The 16,747-nt window shown below is 68.9% G+C and carries 12 protein-coding genes; 5 read left to right on the top strand and 7 right to left on the bottom strand.

The window, feature by feature from the left end:
- Positions 1–1,432: 1,432 nt before the first annotated feature.
- Both LDL48_RS13335 and LDL48_RS13330 read left to right on the top strand, forming a co-directional pair.
- Positions 1,433–2,953, top strand: a complete 1,521-nt coding sequence (locus LDL48_RS13335; RefSeq protein WP_225255384.1) for a hypothetical protein — start codon at positions 1,433–1,435, stop codon at positions 2,951–2,953.
- Positions 2,950–5,343, top strand: a complete 2,394-nt coding sequence (locus LDL48_RS13330) for a bifunctional polysaccharide deacetylase/glycosyltransferase family 2 protein (RefSeq protein ID WP_225255383.1) — start codon at positions 2,950–2,952, stop codon at positions 5,341–5,343. The genes LDL48_RS13335 and LDL48_RS13330 overlap by 4 nt, the downstream gene beginning before the upstream one ends.
- A 90-nt stretch (positions 5,344–5,433) precedes the next feature.
- Here the strand turns inward: LDL48_RS13330 and LDL48_RS13325 are convergent, their stop codons facing one another.
- The 5 genes from LDL48_RS13325 to LDL48_RS13305 form a co-directional block, all read right to left on the bottom strand.
- Entirely contained in the window at positions 5,434–6,663 is a 1,230-nt protein-coding gene (locus LDL48_RS13325) for a GAF domain-containing sensor histidine kinase (RefSeq protein ID WP_225255382.1), read from the bottom strand.
- A gap of 67 nt (positions 6,664–6,730) precedes the next feature.
- Positions 6,731–7,096, bottom strand: coding sequence for a VOC family protein (locus LDL48_RS13320; protein ID WP_225255381.1), 366 nt, complete (start codon positions 7,094–7,096; stop codon positions 6,731–6,733).
- Positions 7,097–7,170: 74 nt separating this feature from the next.
- Positions 7,171–7,956, bottom strand: a complete 786-nt coding sequence (locus tag LDL48_RS13315; RefSeq protein WP_225255380.1) for a phosphodiesterase — start codon at positions 7,954–7,956, stop codon at positions 7,171–7,173.
- Between the two features lie 84 nt (positions 7,957–8,040).
- Positions 8,041–8,433: a VOC family protein gene (locus LDL48_RS13310; protein WP_225255379.1), complete on the bottom strand. Its 393-nt coding sequence runs from the start codon at positions 8,431–8,433 to the stop codon at positions 8,041–8,043.
- A 33-nt stretch (positions 8,434–8,466) separates the two neighbouring features.
- Positions 8,467–9,099: a TetR/AcrR family transcriptional regulator gene (locus LDL48_RS13305; RefSeq protein ID WP_225255378.1), complete on the bottom strand. Its 633-nt coding sequence runs from the start codon at positions 9,097–9,099 to the stop codon at positions 8,467–8,469.
- Between the two features lie 90 nt (positions 9,100–9,189).
- Between LDL48_RS13305 and LDL48_RS13300 the strand changes: the two genes are divergently transcribed.
- Positions 9,190–10,008 (top strand): alpha/beta fold hydrolase, encoded by an 819-nt coding sequence (locus tag LDL48_RS13300; protein ID WP_308016458.1) that lies wholly within the window; start codon positions 9,190–9,192, stop codon positions 10,006–10,008.
- On the opposite strand, the gene LDL48_RS13295 is transcribed toward LDL48_RS13300, so the two are convergent.
- Positions 9,965–10,303, bottom strand: coding sequence for a VOC family protein (locus LDL48_RS13295; protein ID WP_225255377.1), 339 nt, complete (start codon positions 10,301–10,303; stop codon positions 9,965–9,967). The two genes, LDL48_RS13300 and LDL48_RS13295, sit on opposite strands and share 44 nt — an antisense overlap.
- Before the next feature lie 185 nt (positions 10,304–10,488).
- Between LDL48_RS13295 and LDL48_RS13290 the strand changes: the two genes are divergently transcribed.
- Positions 10,489–13,536 carry an EAL domain-containing protein gene (locus tag LDL48_RS13290; RefSeq protein WP_225255376.1) on the top strand — a complete coding sequence of 1,016 codons (3,048 nt, stop codon included), beginning with the start codon at positions 10,489–10,491 and terminating at the stop codon, positions 13,534–13,536.
- 33 nt (positions 13,537–13,569) lie between these two features.
- On the opposite strand, the gene LDL48_RS13285 is transcribed toward LDL48_RS13290, so the two are convergent.
- A complete protein-coding gene (locus LDL48_RS13285; RefSeq protein WP_225255375.1) occupies positions 13,570–14,529 on the bottom strand; it encodes a hypothetical protein in 960 nt (319 codons plus the stop codon).
- A 1,546-nt stretch (positions 14,530–16,075) separates the two neighbouring features.
- On the opposite strand from LDL48_RS13285, the gene LDL48_RS13280 reads away from it, so the two are divergent.
- Positions 16,076–16,741, top strand: a complete 666-nt coding sequence (locus tag LDL48_RS13280; RefSeq protein WP_225255374.1) for a hypothetical protein — start codon at positions 16,076–16,078, stop codon at positions 16,739–16,741.
- Positions 16,742–16,747 lie beyond the last annotated feature (6 nt).

The raw sequence follows: 16,747 nt of genomic DNA, 5'->3' as shown, positions 1-16,747 counted from the left end.
GGCCATGCGTGGGGCTTGGCCGGCCTCTGGCGTGGGCGATGGCTCCGGGGCTCGTGGCGCACAGGGGCCGACTGAACCGGCCGGTGCGGAGTGGTCGCGCGAGGGCTCCCGCCGAGGACATCGGCCGCGCGGTGGCCAACCGGCTCGCCGCGGACGCATATGCGCTGGTCGGCCGGCTCCGCGACGCCTGATCAGCAGCCGTCGATGACGGTACAAATAGGCGCGCGCCCCGATCGCCTGCCACGGGGGAAGCGGGCGATAGGAGCGCGCACAGGCAAGCTTAACGACCGTCGGCCGAGGGCACAACGGCTGTCGATACTTAGTTCTAAGATTTCTGGCTGTTTCCTGCTGGGCCATTCGTCCGCCCCGCCCGGAACCCCCTCCACCTGCACCGCAGCACCCCGAACTGTCGTCGATCTTGGACTTGCGGTGCCGGATTGGTCGGCGCCCACCCCGTTTGCGCCCCACCACAGGTCCAAGATCGACGCTCCTTGGGCCCGCAGGTCGGGATGAGGCCGTTGCACCCAGCGCCGGACCGACCCACTCGAGCCGTAGTTCCCCACAGCGACCACCGTGGGGAGCTACGGCCCTCCCCGAACCTCCACTTCCCACAGCACACGCACACGTCACAGCCGTGGGGAACTACGGCACCCACCGAACCACCACTCCCCACAACACACAGTCACACCACGGCCGTGGGGAACTACGGCACCCACCGAACCACCACTCCCCACAACACACGGACACGCCACGGCCGTGGGGAACTACGGCACCCACCGAACCACCACTCCCCACAACACACAGTCACACCACGGCCGTGGGGAACAACGGCACCCACCGAACCACCACTCCCCACAACACACGGACACCTCACGACCGCGGGGACCACGGCACACCGCGCCAACACTTCTCTGCCGTGAGAGGAGCTACCGCGCCCCGGTGCCGCCTTCGACCACTGGGGATTGCGCCTCGCCCACCCACTCCAGCCCGCTACACCCCCTGCACCGGCGAGTGGCGATCACCGGGAGGGACGTCCGGCCGCCGCACCAAGCGCCTCGCCGGTCGGCGGAAGACCGCCACGGAGACAGCCACACAAGCGCCGCGCCGCCTACCCCGACGGACCGCCGTAACAAAAGGGACATTACGCTGCAATGCCATTAAGATTCTTTTATCGTCGCCTGAAAATGATTCGGAAATGCGCTCGTAGATGAGTCGTCAATACGACAGGTAAATCGTTTTCGATTTGGCGTAACCTCTGCCACTGGATCTTTCAGGTGCAGCTCAGAGGGATTCTTACGAATCGCATTCAGACGCCGGCCACCAGGTCAAACGTGAATGCTCGCCGGTTCGGGTGAATTCCGTACACCATTTTGCCGTCGCTCACTCGGGTGACGTTCAATGCGATCTTCGTAGATGTTCATAGGCTCGCGTCGTGACTTCGCTGGAGCCGAAAACCCTGTCTACCGCCGCCGGTGACAACCTCGACACTGAGGTGATCGTCGTTCCGGCGCCGTCACCGGTGTTCGTCGACTCGACCGGACGCCGGCGCCGTGTGTTGCGACGTTTCGCCTATGCGTTCGGGGGCGTCTGCATGCTCTACGGCGGCCTCGTGAGCGTCAGCCTGGCCGGCGGCCCGGTCAGTTCGAACGCGGTGCTGCCACTGCCCGCTCTCCAGGGGGAGGGCGCCGACGACGGGCGGGACGCGCAGCAGATCCGGGTCACGCCCACTCCGGCGCCCACCACGACCGGTGCGTCGCGATCGGTGGTCATGACTGAGGCCCTGCCGCGGCGGACCACCCCGGTGGCCGGTCTGATCGGTCCGCGTACGGCCGAGTCCACCCGGAGCCCGTCCCAGACCCCTGCGGCCCGGCCGTCGCAGACGCCGAAGCCCAGTTCCACGACCACCCGGCCGGCGGAGTCGACGACGAAGCCGACCGGCACCCCGTCGCCCTCGCCCACCGGTGGCGGCACGGTGCCGCCCACGACCACGCCCGGCACCAAACTTCCCGGCCCGGTCACGGGCGGCGCGGGCGGTGGCACTGGCGGTTCCGGCGGCGGCACCGCCAGTCCGGGCAACGGCGCGGGCGGCAGCACCGGTGGATCAACCGACGGCGGCACAGCCGGATCGGACGGCGGATCGGACGGCGGCCCTGACAGCGACGGCACCGACAGCGACGACGGCGACGACGGCACCGACAGCGACGGTTCAGAAGGCGGCACAGACAGCGGCGAGGCGGACGGTTCAGACGGCGGCACGGACGGCAGCACAGGCGGTTCTGGCGGCGACACCGACGGCAACGACGGCGACCCCACCTCCGAGGGCGAGAACGACACCGACAGCGGCAGCGATACGGGCGGCCGAGGCGACACCGGCGGCGGAGGCGGCACGGACAGCGCGGACAACGACGAAGGAAACACGGACGACGACACCGACAGCAACGACGGGACGCGCGACACCGGCAGCGCAGGCGAAGCCGGCGACGACTCCGGCAGGACGCGCGACACCGGCAGCGCAGGCGAAGCCGGCGACGACTCCGGCAGGACGCGCGACACCGGCAGCGCAGGCGAAGCCGGCGACGACTCCGGCAGGACGCGCGACACCGGCAGGACGCGCGACACCGGCAGGACGCGCGACACCGGCGGCACGGGCGGCACCGGCGGCGGGACCGGCGACAGCACCAGCGGGACGAGCGGCGAGACCACCAGCCCCGACCGCACACCCGACAGAACCAGTAGCCGAACCGAAGACAACCGCACGGACGACAACAGCGGCACGGACGACGACAGCCGCACGGACGACGACAGCCGCACGGACGAAAGCTCCGCCGCCTCCACCGAGAGCAACCGCGAACCGGACCAGGACCCCACCGACGAGGACGAGCCGAGCAACGACCCCCGCAGCACCCGGACCCAGCCGGTGACGAAGCGAGACCCCACCGAGGAAGCCTCATGACCGCCCCCACCAAGACCCGCAGTCGCCGCCTCCTGCCGCAGCCGCGGATCATGCTGGGCGCCCTGATGGTCCTGATCTTCGTGGGCGTGCTGGTGGTGCAGGCGTACGTGAACGCCGAGTTCGCCGGCGATCACGTGGAGACCGAGGTCGGTGAGCAGTCCGGCGTACCCGGGGAGATCCGCAGCGGTGGGCCGATCATCAACACCACCGGTGGGCAGGTCAGTTCCAACCGGCTTCCGGCCCGGACGATCGCGCTGACGTTCGACGACGGCCCGGATCCGACCTGGACGCCGAAGGTGCTGCGGGTGCTCAAGGAGTACGGCGCGCACGGCACGTTCTTCGTGGTGGGTTCCGAGGTGGCCCGCCACCCGGACGTCGCGCGCAGCATCACCGACGCCGGTCACGAGGTGGGGCTGCACACGTTCACCCACCCGAACATGCAGCGGCTCGCGCCGTGGCGCCGCAAGCTCGAGCTGTCCCAGACGCAGGTGGCCGTCGCCCGCGCCACCGGTGTGCACACGAACCTGGTGCGGTTCCCGTACTCGTCGAAGCCGGCCGCGATCGACGACGACAACTGGCGGCTGATCCGGGACGCCGGCGAGCTGGGTTACCTGGTCGTGGTGAACGACCTGGACAGCAACGACTGGCGCAAACCGGGCGTCGAGCGGATCGTCACGAGCGCGGTGCCGGCCGCGGACGCGTCCGCGGTGGTGCTGTTCCACGACGCCGGTGGTGACCGGTCGCAGACCGTGGAGGCGCTGCGCAGCTTCATTCCGATGATGCAGGCGCGCGGGTACCGGTTCACCACCGTCACCGAGGGACTCAACCTCGGGCTGCGGGAGCAGAGTGCGGCGCCGCAGCTGCCGGTGAACCCGCCCGCGCCGAGCGCGGACCGGTGGCGCGGCAGTGCGCTGTTGTGGACCGTACGTCTGGCCGACGCCCTGGTGTACGCCCTGGCCGGCCTCTTCCTGGTGGTCGGCGTGCTGACCATCGTGCGTACCGTCCTGTTGCTTCTGCTGGCGACCCGGCACGCCCGGCAGCGCCGCCGGCCGGACTGGTCCTGGGGTCCGCCGGTCACCGAGCCGGTGTCGATCATCGTGCCGGCGTACAACGAGAAGGAGGGCATCGAGGCGGCGGTGCGTTCGCTGGCCGGCGGCGACTATCCGGAGATCGAGGTGGTGGTGGTCGACGACGGGTCGACCGACGGCACCGCGGCGCTGGTGGAGCGGATGCGGCTGCCGAACGTGCGGGTCATCCGGGTGCCGAACGGCGGCAAGGCGAACGCGCTGAACACCGGGATCGCGCTGGCCCGGCACGACCTGATCGTCACGGTGGACGGTGACACGATCTTCGAGCGGGACTCGATCCGGATGCTGGTGCAGCCGTTCGCCAGCCCGGCGGTGGGCGCGGTGGCCGGCAACGTCAAGGTGGGCAACCGGAAGAGCCTGGTGGCGCTCTGGCAGCACATCGAGTACGTGATCGGCTTCAACCTGGACCGCCGGCTGTACGAGGTGCTGAACTGCATGCCGACCGTGCCGGGCGCGATCGGGGCGTTCCGGCGGGTGGCGCTGGCCGAGGTCGGCGGGATCAGCGACGAGACGCTGGCCGAGGACACCGACGTCACGATGGCGTTGTGCCGGGCCGGGTGGCGGGTGGTCTACGAGGAGCGGGCCCGGGCCTGGACGGAGGCGCCGGCGACGCTGGAGCAGTTGTACCGCCAGCGGTACCGGTGGAGCTACGGGACCATGCAGGCGATGTGGAAGCACCGCAGGGCGCTGACCGACTCCGGCGACTCGGGCCGCTTCGGCCGGGTGGGCCTGCCGTTCCTGGCGCTGTTCGGGGTGGCGTTGCCGCTGCTCGCGCCGGTGGTCGACGTGCTTCTGGTGTACGGCCTGGTGTTCTGGGAGCGCAGCGACACGGTGATCGCCTGGACCGGGATGTTGGCGCTGCAGTTGTTCACGGCGGCGGTGGCGTTCCGGATCGACCGGGAGGCGATGGGCCCGCTGTGGCGGTTGCCGCTGCAGCAGTTCGCGTACCGCCAGTTGATGTATCTGGTTCTGATCCAGTCCGTCACCACGGCGCTGACCGGTGCCCGGTTGCGCTGGCACAAGCTGCACCGTGCCGGTCTGGTCCGGTCCACCGCGGACGATCCGGTGACCGCGGTGCCGGCGACCGGGGTGCTGCCGGCGCAGCCGCTCGCTCCGGTGGTGGACACCTGGCCGCCGGTGCGGGACCAGGTGCCGATGCCGCGGCATCCGGCCTCGGGGCGCGCCACCGCCCGCCCGCCGGTGCCCAGCCAGTCGACGCGGCATCCGTTCTTCGCACCGCATGACTCGCCGTCCGCCGGCTCGCCCCCGGGTGGCGGCTCGGGCCCGGTTCATACCGGGTGACCGCCGGCCCGTACCCGCCCGAACTGCAGCCGGGCGGGTACGGGCCGCGCGGGTCAGGCGTGACCTTGCATGGTTCCGCCGCGGGTGGGCTCAGGCTCCGACGAGTTCGTTCTCGCGTTCCGCGAACGGGAACACCACGTGCAGCGACGTGCCGTCGCCGGGCCGGTCGGACAGGGCCACGGTGGCGTGGTGCGCGTCCAGGATCCGCTTGGCGACGGCCAGTCCGCGGTCCGGGCCGGGCACGTCGGACGCGTTGGCGATGGTGCCGTAGTACAGGTGCGGGAACAGGTCCGGACGCAGCCCGCCGGGCAGGTCCATGTCGTCCAGCCGTACCGCGGGACCGGATTCGATCTCGGTGCCGATCCGTACCCGCCCGCCCGACGGGGTGTACTTCACGGCGGCGAACAGCAGGTGCATGATGACCTGCTCGAGCCGTACCGGGTCGGCGATGATCGGCAGGGTGGGGCCGCCGGCCTGGTTGAGGATCCAGATCTGCTTGGTCGCGGCGATCGGCCGGACCGCCTCGATGGCCCGCTGGGTGAGCCGGGTCAGGTCGATCTGCCGCATGTGCAGGCTGTCGTTGCCCGCTCCGGCGTCGGCCATGGTGGTCAGGTGGCCGAGCAGGTCGGTCAGGCCGCGCACGTGCGCGGCGGTGGCCCGGCCGACCAGGTCGGCTAGCTCCGGGTCGTTGCGCCCGGTCCGGCCCAGTTCCCCGAGGTACGACGTGATCAGCCGCAACGTGGGTTTGAGTTCCCCGCCGACCAGGTGCGCCAGGTCGTCCTTGCGGCGCTCCAACTCCTGCAGGCGGGCGGTGGTGTTGCTCAGCGCCACCGCGTACCGGCGCAGTTCCAGCTGGGACGTGACCTGCCGGGCGAGCGCCCGCAGTGCCTGTTGCTGTTCGACGCTGAGCTGCCGGGGCTGGCTGTCCGCCACGCACAAGGTGCCGAGCGCGTAGCCGTCCGTGGTGATCAGCGGCGCGCCCGCGTAGAAGCGGATGCCGCCGTCGACGTCCACGGCCGGGTTGTCGGCGAACCGGGGGTCCTGGCGGGTGTCCGGCACCACCAGCAGGTCCTCGTCGAGGATGGTGTGCGCGCAGAAGGACCTGTCGCGGGCGATTTCGCGCACGTCGGTGCCGGTCCTCGCCTTCACCCACTGCCGGTCCACGTCCACGAGATTGACCAGCGACATCGGCGCTTCGCACACGGTGGCGGCGAGCGCGACGATGTCGTCGAAGTCCTTCTCCGGTTCGGAGTCGAGGACGCCCAGCGAGTACAGGGCGGCGAGGCGGTCGATCTCGTTGTCGGGCAGGGGTGCTCTCATGAATAAGGCATACCACCGAAAAGTAGCAATGCTCGCCTTTCGCCCGCACTTGCTCCCTCCGGCCGGGTCACTCGGGCCGGTGGCAGACCGCCTCGATGTTGTTGCCGTCGGCGTCGAAGACGAACGCGCCGTAGTAGTTCTCGTGGTAGTGCGGGCGCAGGCCGGGCGGCCCGTTGTCGACGCCACCGGACCGCAGGGCGGCGGCGTGGAACGCGTCCACGGTGGCGCGGTCGGGGGCGGTGAACGCCACGTGCACCCGGTGCGTCGGCTCGCGGAGGGCGAGCCAGAAGAACGGGCGGCCGGTGTCGTCGCCGAATCCGAGCAGCTCGGGTGCGTTACGGACCACCTTCAGCCCGAGCGGGGCCAGCGCATGCTCGTAGAAGTGCCTGCTCTCCTCGAGGTGGTGCACCCCGAGCGTCACATGATCGATCATCGGCCTCCCCTTTCGCCAGGTCGACGGTATCGCCGCGGTACGACATTTCGATGATCTCGTGCGCCCAGCGGTGTTCAGTAGGCGCCGAGCAGTGCACCAGCGTGACTCACCGGCACGGTATGTGTCACGCAATGCGGGCCGTCGAGCACGTGCAGCAGGAATCCGGTCGGCTCGGTCAGGTAGCCCGGTGGCAGGTCGGACGCCATCACCAGGCCGGACTGCCGGTAGGTGCTCGGCGCCACGGTCAGCACGCTGCCGGCGAACGCCGCGGTGATGCTCCGGTGGATGTGCCCGGCCATCACCCGGACCACCTGCGGGTGGGCCGCCACCACCTCGGCCAGGGCGTCGCCGTCCAGCAGCCGCATCCCGTCCAGGAACGGGATGCCGATCGGGATCGGCGGGTGGTGCAGACCGAGGAACGCGGGTACGTCCGGCCGCCGCTTCAGCACGGTGTCCAGCCACCCGAGCTGGTCGTCGCCGAGCCGCCCGGCCGGATCGCCGGGGATCAGCGAGTCCAGTGCCACCACGGTGGCCTCCGGGTACTCCATCGCGTAGTACGCGGTCATCGAGCCGCCCAGCAGCGGGCCGCCACCGAACGCGTCCACCAGCGTCTCGCGGCTGTCGTGGTTGCCGGTGATCAGGTGCAGGGGCAGGGGGAACGCACCGATCACCTCGCGCAGCACCTCGTACTCCTCGGGGCGGCCGTTGTTGACCAGGTCGCCGGTGATGACGACGCAGTCCGGCTGCGGGTCCAGCACGAGCACCCGGGCGAGCGCGAGCTGGAGGCCGGCGGCGGGCTGCGCACCGAGCGGACCGGTGGTGATGTGCGAATCACTGAGGTGAGCGATGAGCATGGTCATTGGCTCATGATCCGGCCCGCTCGTCCCCGGTCAACCGGTTCGTCGGACAAGTGGCAGTGTCCCGGTCCGGACCCGGGTGCGGGTTTACCCGGCGCTGGTGTCCACGTACAGGCAGAACGGGTGACCGGCCGGGTCCAGCAGCACCCGTACCGTCTCCTGGGGTTGGAAGTCCGCCTCCCGCGCTCCGGCGCGGACCGCCGCGGCGACCGCGGCCTCCAGATCCGGCACCTCGATGTCCAGGTGCATCATCATCTGCTGGCGGCCGTCCTCGTTCGGCCACACCGGCGGCAGGTAACCGGCCGACCGCTGGATGCCGAGGTACTCGACATGGTCGCCGCCGGGCGCCAGCGTCACGAAGTTCGGCTCGTCGTTGACGATCTTCCAGTCCATCAGATCGGCGTAGAAGCGACCGAGCGCGTGCGGATCCGGTGCGTCGATCACCACACCCCAGAAGTGCTTCTTGGTACGACCCAGCATGCTGAGCAGTCTGCCCGGTGACCGCCGGGCGCGCTATCCCGGCGCCAGCAGGCCGCTGAGCAGGCTGCGCACGCTGCGGTCGAAGAGATCGGTGCGCGGCGCCGACGACGGCCGGCTCAGCGCCGCGGCCAGGTGCGGGTGGGCGACCGGATCAACACCGTCCAGCGGGTACGCCCCCTCGCTGCGCGCGAACAGCGTGACCACGCCGGTGACCATGGCGATCGCCTCGAACTTGGCCGCGTCCGGGCAGTCCACCGGCGCCAACAGGCGCAGGCAGTGGTCGAAGTACTCGAGCACGTTCGGCCCGGGCGCCGCCGGCCGGGTCGCGGCGTCGATCAGCCACCGGTGCCGGCGGTACAGCTCGAGCTGCCGGCGGGCCACGGTGAGCATGGCGTCCGGCCAGGGGCGGTCGCCGTCCGGGTAGGGACGCATCTCGGCCATCGCGGCGTCGGTCATCAGGTCCAGCAGGTCGTCGCGCGACGACAGGTACCGGTAGAGCGACCCGGCGCCGGTGCCCAGCGCGCCGGCGACCGCGCGCATCGACACCGCCGCCAGCCCTTCGGCGTCGGCCAGGACCACCGCGGCCGCCACGATCGCGTCCCGGCTGTGCCCGGGCGCCGGGCCGCGCGTACCCCGCTCCGGCCGGTTCCAGATAGACGAACCCACCCGCATACTTTAAACTGCGAACACCGTTTGCAGATTAGGGGGGGTACGCAGATGCGACTGACCGAGACCACCTAGCGTGACGGCGCCACCATCACCGTCGAATCCATCGGCACCGGGCCGGGCATCCTGTTCGTCCACGGCGGCGGCATCACCACGGCCCCGTACCGCCGCTTCGCCCACCGCCTGGCCGCGACGTTCACCGTGCACCTGTACAACCGGCGCGGGCGTGCCGACGCGGCGCCGCACGGTGCCGGGCACACCGTGGACACCGACATCGCCGACCTGGCGGCGGTCCAGCACCACACCGGCGCCCGTTACGTCGCGGCGCACAGCCACGGCTGCTTCGTCACGCTGCGCGCCGCCCGGCAACTGGCGTTCGACCGCATCGCGCTCTACGACCCCACGGTCAACCTCGGCGGCTTCTTCCCCACCGACTGGTTCGCCGAGTTCGAAGCGGCCGTCCGGGCCGGACACCGGAGCCGGGCCCTGGCGCTGATGGGCCGCGGGGTGCGCGCGGGCGGACCGCTGTCCGCGCTGCCACTGAGCCTGCAGACCGCGGTGGCCCACGCCTTCCAGTGGACGCCGGTCGGCCGCACCATGGGTGAGCTGCTGCCCACCGTGGTGATCGAGTGCCGCGAGTCGCTGACCCACGACGAGCCGGCCGCCGCGTACGCCGGCATCACCGCCGAGGTCCTGCTCGTCACCGGCGGGTGGTGTCCGCCGTACTACCGGACGATCAACAACGACCTCGCCGCGGCCCTGCCGCGGGCGGCCAGCATCGTCGTGCCCGGCTCGCGCCACGACGCCATCGCCATCGCCCGGCCGGCGCTCTGCGCGCCGTTCGCCGAGTTCTTCGCCGACGGGCTCAGTTCTCCACGCAGAACTCGTTCCCTTCCGGGTCCTGCATGACGGTCAGGTCGGCACCGGCGTGCGCGACGGTCGCACCGAGCGCGACCAGCCGGTCGACCTCGTCCTGGACCGACCCGGGCGCCCGCAGGTCGAAATGCATCCGCAACTTCGCGGTACGAGGCTCCGGCACCCGCTGAAACCACAGGTTGGGGCCGCCCCAGCCGGGCGCCTCGACGAAGGCCTTCTCCGGCGTGGCTTCCTCGTCGAGTTCGCCGCCGAGGGCAGCGGCCCAGAAGGCGGCCACCTTGAGGGCGTCCGCACAGTCGAAGGTCACGCTCTTGACGTAGGCAGGCATGAGCGGACGGTACGCCGGAAGCAGAACCCGATCAACGCGCTTTCCCCGGCGCGGCCGAGCCAGACGCAAATGCCCGTTCAGAACTCATCAGCCGCGTCTCGTCGATACCCTCAGTCACATCTGTACTACTCAAAGTGACTGATCTTGCCCACGACGGGCGATCCGGGGAGCCTGCGGAGGGGACGTTGAGCGAGACGCGGAGTCTCAACGTCGCCGTCCTCTCCACCGCGTTCGGCGGGCCGTACTTCGGTGAGCTGCTGGCCGGAATGGCCAAGGAACTGGCGGCCGTCGACGGCCGGCTGATCGCGATCCAGACCGTGGACGCCGGCACGGTGGAACAGGACTTCGCCGAGCCACCGGCCTTCCCGCACCGGGTGGCCTGGGACCACGTGGCGGGTTTCGTGGTGCTGCTGAACGGGGTGAGCATCGACTTCCTCCGGGCCGCGCGGCGGTCCGGGCGCCCGGTCGTGGTGATCAGTGACAACCCGCGCGGCTTCGACTGCCCGGTCATCCTGCCGGACAACTTCACCGGCACCCGGGCGGCCACCCAGCACCTGATCGACCACGGCCACCGCCGGATCGGGTTCGTCGGGAACCCGGTGCAGACCGACGTCAAGGAACGCCTCCGCGCCTACCGCGAGACGATGCTGGAGAACGGGCTGACCCCCGATCCCGACCTGTTCTACGCGGTCGAGGACATGCAGGAACCCAGCGGGGAACGCGCCGCGCACGCGATGCTGGCGGCCGGAATGCCGTCCACGGCGGTGCTCACCGGCAACGACCGGAACGCCGTCGGTCTGATGCGGGTGCTGACCGCCGCCGGTCTCGATCTGCCCGCCGACCAGGCCGTGATCGGCTTCGACGACACCGAGGTCGGCGCGCGCCTGACCCCCAGCCTGACCAGCGTCCGGCAGCCCATGGAGGACATCGGCGCGCTCGCCGTGCAGATGATGATCCGGCTGCACCGCGGCGAGGCCGTCGCGGACGGGGTCCACGCGGTGCCGACGTCGCTGACCGTACGGGAGTCGTGCGGGTGCACCGGGCTGCTGACCACCGCGGCCAAGCCGGTCGACGACGAGGACCACGCCGGACACGTACCGGGCCGGTCGGCGGATCTGCTCACCCTGCTGGAGGACCGGCTCGCGCGGGGACGCTACCTGAGCCATCCGATGGCCCTCGCCGGCCCGGTCGCCGCGATCGTCGACGCCCTGCGGGCCGCCCTCGCCGGAACCGACGGACCGCAGAGCCTCACCCTGCGCCGGTCGCTGCTGTCGCTGGCCGGCGTGCTCGGGGACAACGAGCGGATCGCCGAGGTCGTGCGGGGGATCCAGGACTACGCCCGGCAGTTGCAGGCCGAAGCCGGGCTGGCCCGCGACGTGGACGCCACCCGCCGGGTGGATGGCTGTCTGCAGAAGATCCTCCTGCTGCTGGCCCAGGCCCAGACCACCTGGCTGTCCGAGCGCGGCAAGTCGATGATGGGCAGCCTGGCCACCCAGTACACGATCAGCCTGCAGCTGCTGCGCAGCCAGGAGAAGGACCCACGTTCGCTGGACTGGCTGGGCGAGACCGACGTCCGCGCCGGCTGCCTGGGACTGTGGCCGGACCACGAGGCCAATCCGGCGAAACAGACCTCGCTGAACGTGGTCGGCCGGTACGACCGGGAGATCGGCAGTCCGCTGAACCCGCAGGAGGTCGTGCGGCTCGCCGCGTTCCCGACCGCGGAGATCGTGTCGCTGGCGGACATCGCCGCGGACACCATGGTCTACATCGCGCACCTGAAGGTCGGTTCCGGCGACTGGGGCATGCTGGCGCTGGTGGCTCCCATCCAGGCGTACGTCCCCGAGGGCCGCGAGACGATGAACCAGTGGGCCGCGCTGCTGAGCGTCGCCCTGGAACACGAGGCGCTGCTGCAGACCATGCGCGAGCAGGAGGAACATCTGCGGCGCGCGGCGCTGTACGACGAGCTCACCGGCCTGCCCAACCGGGCCTACTTCCGGACCCGCCTCACCACCGCCATCGCCCGGGCCAGCCGCCGCAGCGACTACCGGTATGCCGTTCTGATGCTCGACCTGGACGGCTTCAAGATCGTCAACGACAGCCTCGGCCACCTCGCCGGGGACCGGCTCCTGCAGGAGGTCGCCACCCGGCTGACCGCGACGCTGCGCTCACTCGACACCGCCGCCCGCTTCGGCGGCGACGAGTTCGCCATCCTGCTCGAGGAGATCAACGACGACGACAGCCCGGTCGTCCTGGCCGGCCGCCTGCAGCAGGCGCTCGCCCGGCCGCACCGGCTCGGCAACACCGAGGCCGTCATCTCGGCCAGCATCGGAATCGCCGTCGGACAGCCCGAGTACACCGACACCGAGACGATCATGCGCGACGCCGACGTGGCGATGTACCACGCGAAGAGCCACGGCAAGCGCGCCCACGCCATCTTCGACCCGGCCATGCACGGTGCCGCGGCCAACCGCCTCAGCATCGAGAACGAGCTGCGCAAGGCGCTCGACAACCGCGAACTCGTGCTGCACTATCAGCCGCTCGTCGACCTCAGAACCGGCACGGTGAGCGGCGCCGAGGCCCTGGTCCGCTGGCACCATCCGACCCGCGGACTGCTGCCGCCCGGCGATTTCCTCAGGGTCGCCGAGGAGTCGGGGCTCAGCCTCAGGCTCGGCACCTGGGTGCTCGACGAGTCATGCCGGCAGATGCACGAATGGGACCTGCACGAGAACGACGCCCGCCCGTTCATGATGAGCATCAACGTCTCGAACCGGCAGTTCTGGCAGAGCGACCTGATCGGCGAGGTCGACGACCGCCTGCGCACCCACGGCCTGAACCCCGACCGCCTGGCCATCGAAATCACCGAGGGCGTCATCATGGACGACGTCAAGCTCGCCTCGTCGCTGCTGAGCGGCCTGAAAACGCTCGGCGTCCAGGTGCACATCGACGACTTCGGCACCGGCTACTCGTCGCTCGAGGCCCTGCACGACCTGTCCATCGACGCCTTCAAAATCGACCGGTCCTTCATCTCCCGCATCGCCACCAGCCCGCGCAGCAGGGAGTTGGTCCGCACCATCGTGGCGATGGGCCTCAACCTGGAACTCGACGTCATAGCCGAGGGCATCGAAACCACCGAGGAACTGGACTTCGTACGCACCCTGGGCTGCTCCCACGGCCAGGGCTACTACTTCTCCCGCCCCGTCCCAGCCACCCAGTTCCGCAAACTCCTACCCTGACCGGACCTCAAGCCCTCATCACTCCGATGCGGCTCACTCCGGTATCTGGTCGAGATACTCGGGCTCATCGGCATAGTAGGCCAGTTTCCTGGAGCTGAAATTCCAGTCGTAGAATCCTGCGTCCCCACCTGTGGTTTCCCCGTACCAGCGGAATGGTTCGTCGGTGGTTCCCTTCACGATTCGCTTGTCGTCTCCGTTGACCATCGCGTCGATCACCACCTGTCCCTCGTAGAGATAACCCGGCGCAGACCTTCCGATGATGCTCACCGACAAGTAGCCGGGATCGCCCAGGCTCACCGAGGCCGGAGGCATGCGGGACCTTTGGTCGGAGTCTCCTTTCTGCAGGATCGTCGTCGAGCGAACGGTATCCACCATGATCGTGTAACCCTCCCAGACCCCGTCGCCGCCATGGCCGCAGCCGATCGCGATAGTCGCGGCCATCGGCGTCCGCTTGAAGATCTTGACGCCGACCCGACGCACCGCCACCAGGTCCTGCTCGCCCGCGGACATCCCGAGGGTGAACGCCAACGGGCGGTACATGCGGGGATTGCCGTCCATCCACTCACGCCACTCGTCGCAGTGGGCCCTGGCATTGGAAACCGAGACTTCCGGAGGGGTGGGCAGTTCCTCCGGACGTCCGGCGAATACCGCACCCGAGAGTTCGGGGTGCGAGAGGACCAATTCGGCCCGGGAGACCGGCGATGCAGGGCAGTTGATCTCGATGTCAACGCCTTGGCCGTTGCAGTTGCCGACGATCTGCTGCTGCACCGGCGGCGCGCTGGATTTGTTCTCGTCCGCTGACGATCTGGCGCGTTCGTCGCAGGCAATGGCGAGGGTCAGAATCAGGCTCCCCAACCCGATCATTGCGCCCACCCCTTGCCAGAGCGGTCGGCCAAGCCAGGTATTCGCGCGTCTCCGCGCCGCATCCACCGGCGGTGTCCCACCTTCCGCCCGACCGGACGACATATCGACGGGCTCCACTGACTCCGGCATGCCGCCAGTATGGCAACCCCACCGTCCCGACGAGAGCCCACACACCGCGAGAACGTATGAGACGCACAACCTCAGCCAGCGCACATGCCCGTACTCCCGCCTGCGCCCTCAGCGTTTACACGTACCGCAGGCAACACAGGCACCGGACAACCACCGCACCCACCGCAGGCACAAGCACCGCACCCACCGCACCCACCGCACCCACCGCACCCACCGCAGGCACCGCAGGCACCGCGGGCACCGCAACCACCGCAACGCGGGGCGTCCGGGGGCTCGGCCCCCGGAGCAAACATGACGAGACTCCCCCGTCCGCGCTTCTTGCGGACAGGGGAGTCTCAGAGTCTCGTGGAGCTGAGGAGATTTGAACTCCTGGCCCCCTCGATGCGAACTCGCGGCGACTCGGTTGGATCAAGGCGGGTGCGAGGTCAGACGGCCTCTTGCGGGTGCTCTCGATCCGGTTCGGTCCGCACGGTTGCTGTACTTCGCTGCTGTACCGCAGATGGCCTCTGACCATGCACTCTAGGGTGATGACTCCCCCGGCGATGCAGCGCCAAGGCACTCTCCACGACTCACCAACTTCTCGATGACCCGTTGACAATTAGGTGTCAAGTAGGGTATCATTATAGGTTTTCCCTCCCCGTGTACGATGAGCGCTGACAGCGAGACCGGGTCTCCGCCTGAGAAACGGACCCGGCCTCGCCCAACTCACCTACCAGCCCCCCGATGGGGAGGAAGAGGCATCACCATGATACCGAGCCGGTTTGAGCCTAGCCCGCGCCTGCTCTTTCTTCTGCTGGTCCTGAGTACCCTCGCCAGTCTCACAAGTGCGGTCACCGACGTCTGGACTACCGCGAGTGGACACTGAGGAGTGTGGCCCAGTCCGTGTCAAGGCTGCCTTGACACCCGAACGGTGAGGCGACGCCCGGCGGTGACGGGGGCGGCGGTGCGCACACCTTGCGGGCAGGCCACCCGGCCTGCCCGTTAACCCTGACCGCTAGGGCCGCAGAGGCTCACGATCAAGGGCGGCCGCGTGCGGCCGTCGCTTGCGACGCGTTAGCGCCCTTGATCGTGAGTGCGGCCCGGACACACTGCGCGCCGCCGCCCCAGGCACCGACGGCCGCAACACGCATGGCGCCCGGGCGGACAGCTTGGCCGCGTCGCCCAGGCCGAGCCGGTCGGCCGCCGGCCAAATCCTCACCACCAACCTCGCACCACTGGCGGTCTTCGGCAGGCCCGATCTTCCGCTCTCCACGCCAGCCGACGGGCTGCCTGCGTGTCCCGGGCCAAGCGCAGCGGCGGCACGGGCACGCGCCCTGACGGCGGCGTGAGCGGCCCGTTTCGGGCCGCCTTGAAGACGTACAGAAAGTTTGCACACGATTATCGGCAGCCGACAATACTGGCAGGCGGCGTGTCCCGTCACGACCGATGCTCGATCTTGCATCCCAATGATGCTCGACATGATCACCGTTAGCTCTATCGACTTAAGATGGCTAGCCAGGCCGTGTCTCGTACGCAAACTCATTGCTGCCAGCATAAGCTAGCAGTCGTGAGACGACCCATTCACCCTACAGAAGATCGCCAAGACTACCGAGGTGCCGAGCTTTGGCTGGAAGACCTCGAAGAGATCGTCGCATTATTCCTTGAGATTGACGCAAATGCAGAGATTCGCACAGATCGTTACGAGATAGACCAGGTAAGTGACCTACGCGGTGTTGACGAGTCGTCAATCGAAAAACTGGTTCTCACCTCGAAGGACGGTCGATCTCGCTTATTTTTTGGATCTGCAATGGCATTCGTAGCCATTGAGAGCCCCACACGCGATACGAGAGCCGTACTTGGCGAAATTGAAAGGGTGGTGGAAAAGCGCAAAACCGGTGTAATTCGATTTCGAACCTTTCGTTCATATGTCTTAACGACTGTTTCTATTCTATCCGCCTTGCTCGCGTTTTTTATTGTAAGCTCCGATGAGGGCTCTTATACGCAAAGCAGGGTCGTTGGCCTTATAATCGCAGCTGTCGCAGGGATCGCTTTAGCTCCGCTGCACAAGTTTCTACTACGCCCTCCTGGCATGGTCATGCATGCAAGGAGTAGAACGGAGCATCCTCCATGGCTAGAGCGCAACAAGGATGCACTCGTCACCAATTCGATTGTTAGCGCCGGGTTTCTCGTTTTAGGAGTGGTTCTCGGACAGTTGCTGCCCGACCTCTTCTGACTCCGT

The sequence above is a fragment of the Jidongwangia harbinensis genome (assembly GCF_020216025.1).
In the GTDB taxonomy this organism is placed as follows: domain Bacteria; phylum Actinomycetota; class Actinomycetes; order Mycobacteriales; family Micromonosporaceae; genus Actinoplanes; species Actinoplanes harbinensis.
This window is presented reverse-complemented; position numbering and strand designations above follow the sequence as displayed.

Coding starts and splice junctions, on each gene's coding strand:
- LDL48_RS13295 (WP_225255377.1), bottom strand. CDS start 10,303: ATGCCTGCCTACGTCAAGAGCGTGACCTTCGACTGTGCGGACGCCCTC.
- LDL48_RS13310 (WP_225255379.1), bottom strand. CDS start 8,433: ATGCTGGGTCGTACCAAGAAGCACTTCTGGGGTGTGGTGATCGACGCA.
- LDL48_RS13315 (WP_225255380.1), bottom strand. CDS start 7,956: ATGACCATGCTCATCGCTCACCTCAGTGATTCGCACATCACCACCGGT.
- LDL48_RS13320 (WP_225255381.1), bottom strand. CDS start 7,096: ATGATCGATCATGTGACGCTCGGGGTGCACCACCTCGAGGAGAGCAGG.
- LDL48_RS13325 (WP_225255382.1), bottom strand. CDS start 6,663: ATGAGAGCACCCCTGCCCGACAACGAGATCGACCGCCTCGCCGCCCTG.
- LDL48_RS13330 (WP_225255383.1), top strand. CDS start 2,950: ATGACCGCCCCCACCAAGACCCGCAGTCGCCGCCTCCTGCCGCAGCCG.
- LDL48_RS13285 (WP_225255375.1), bottom strand. CDS start 14,529: ATGCCGGAGTCAGTGGAGCCCGTCGATATGTCGTCCGGTCGGGCGGAA.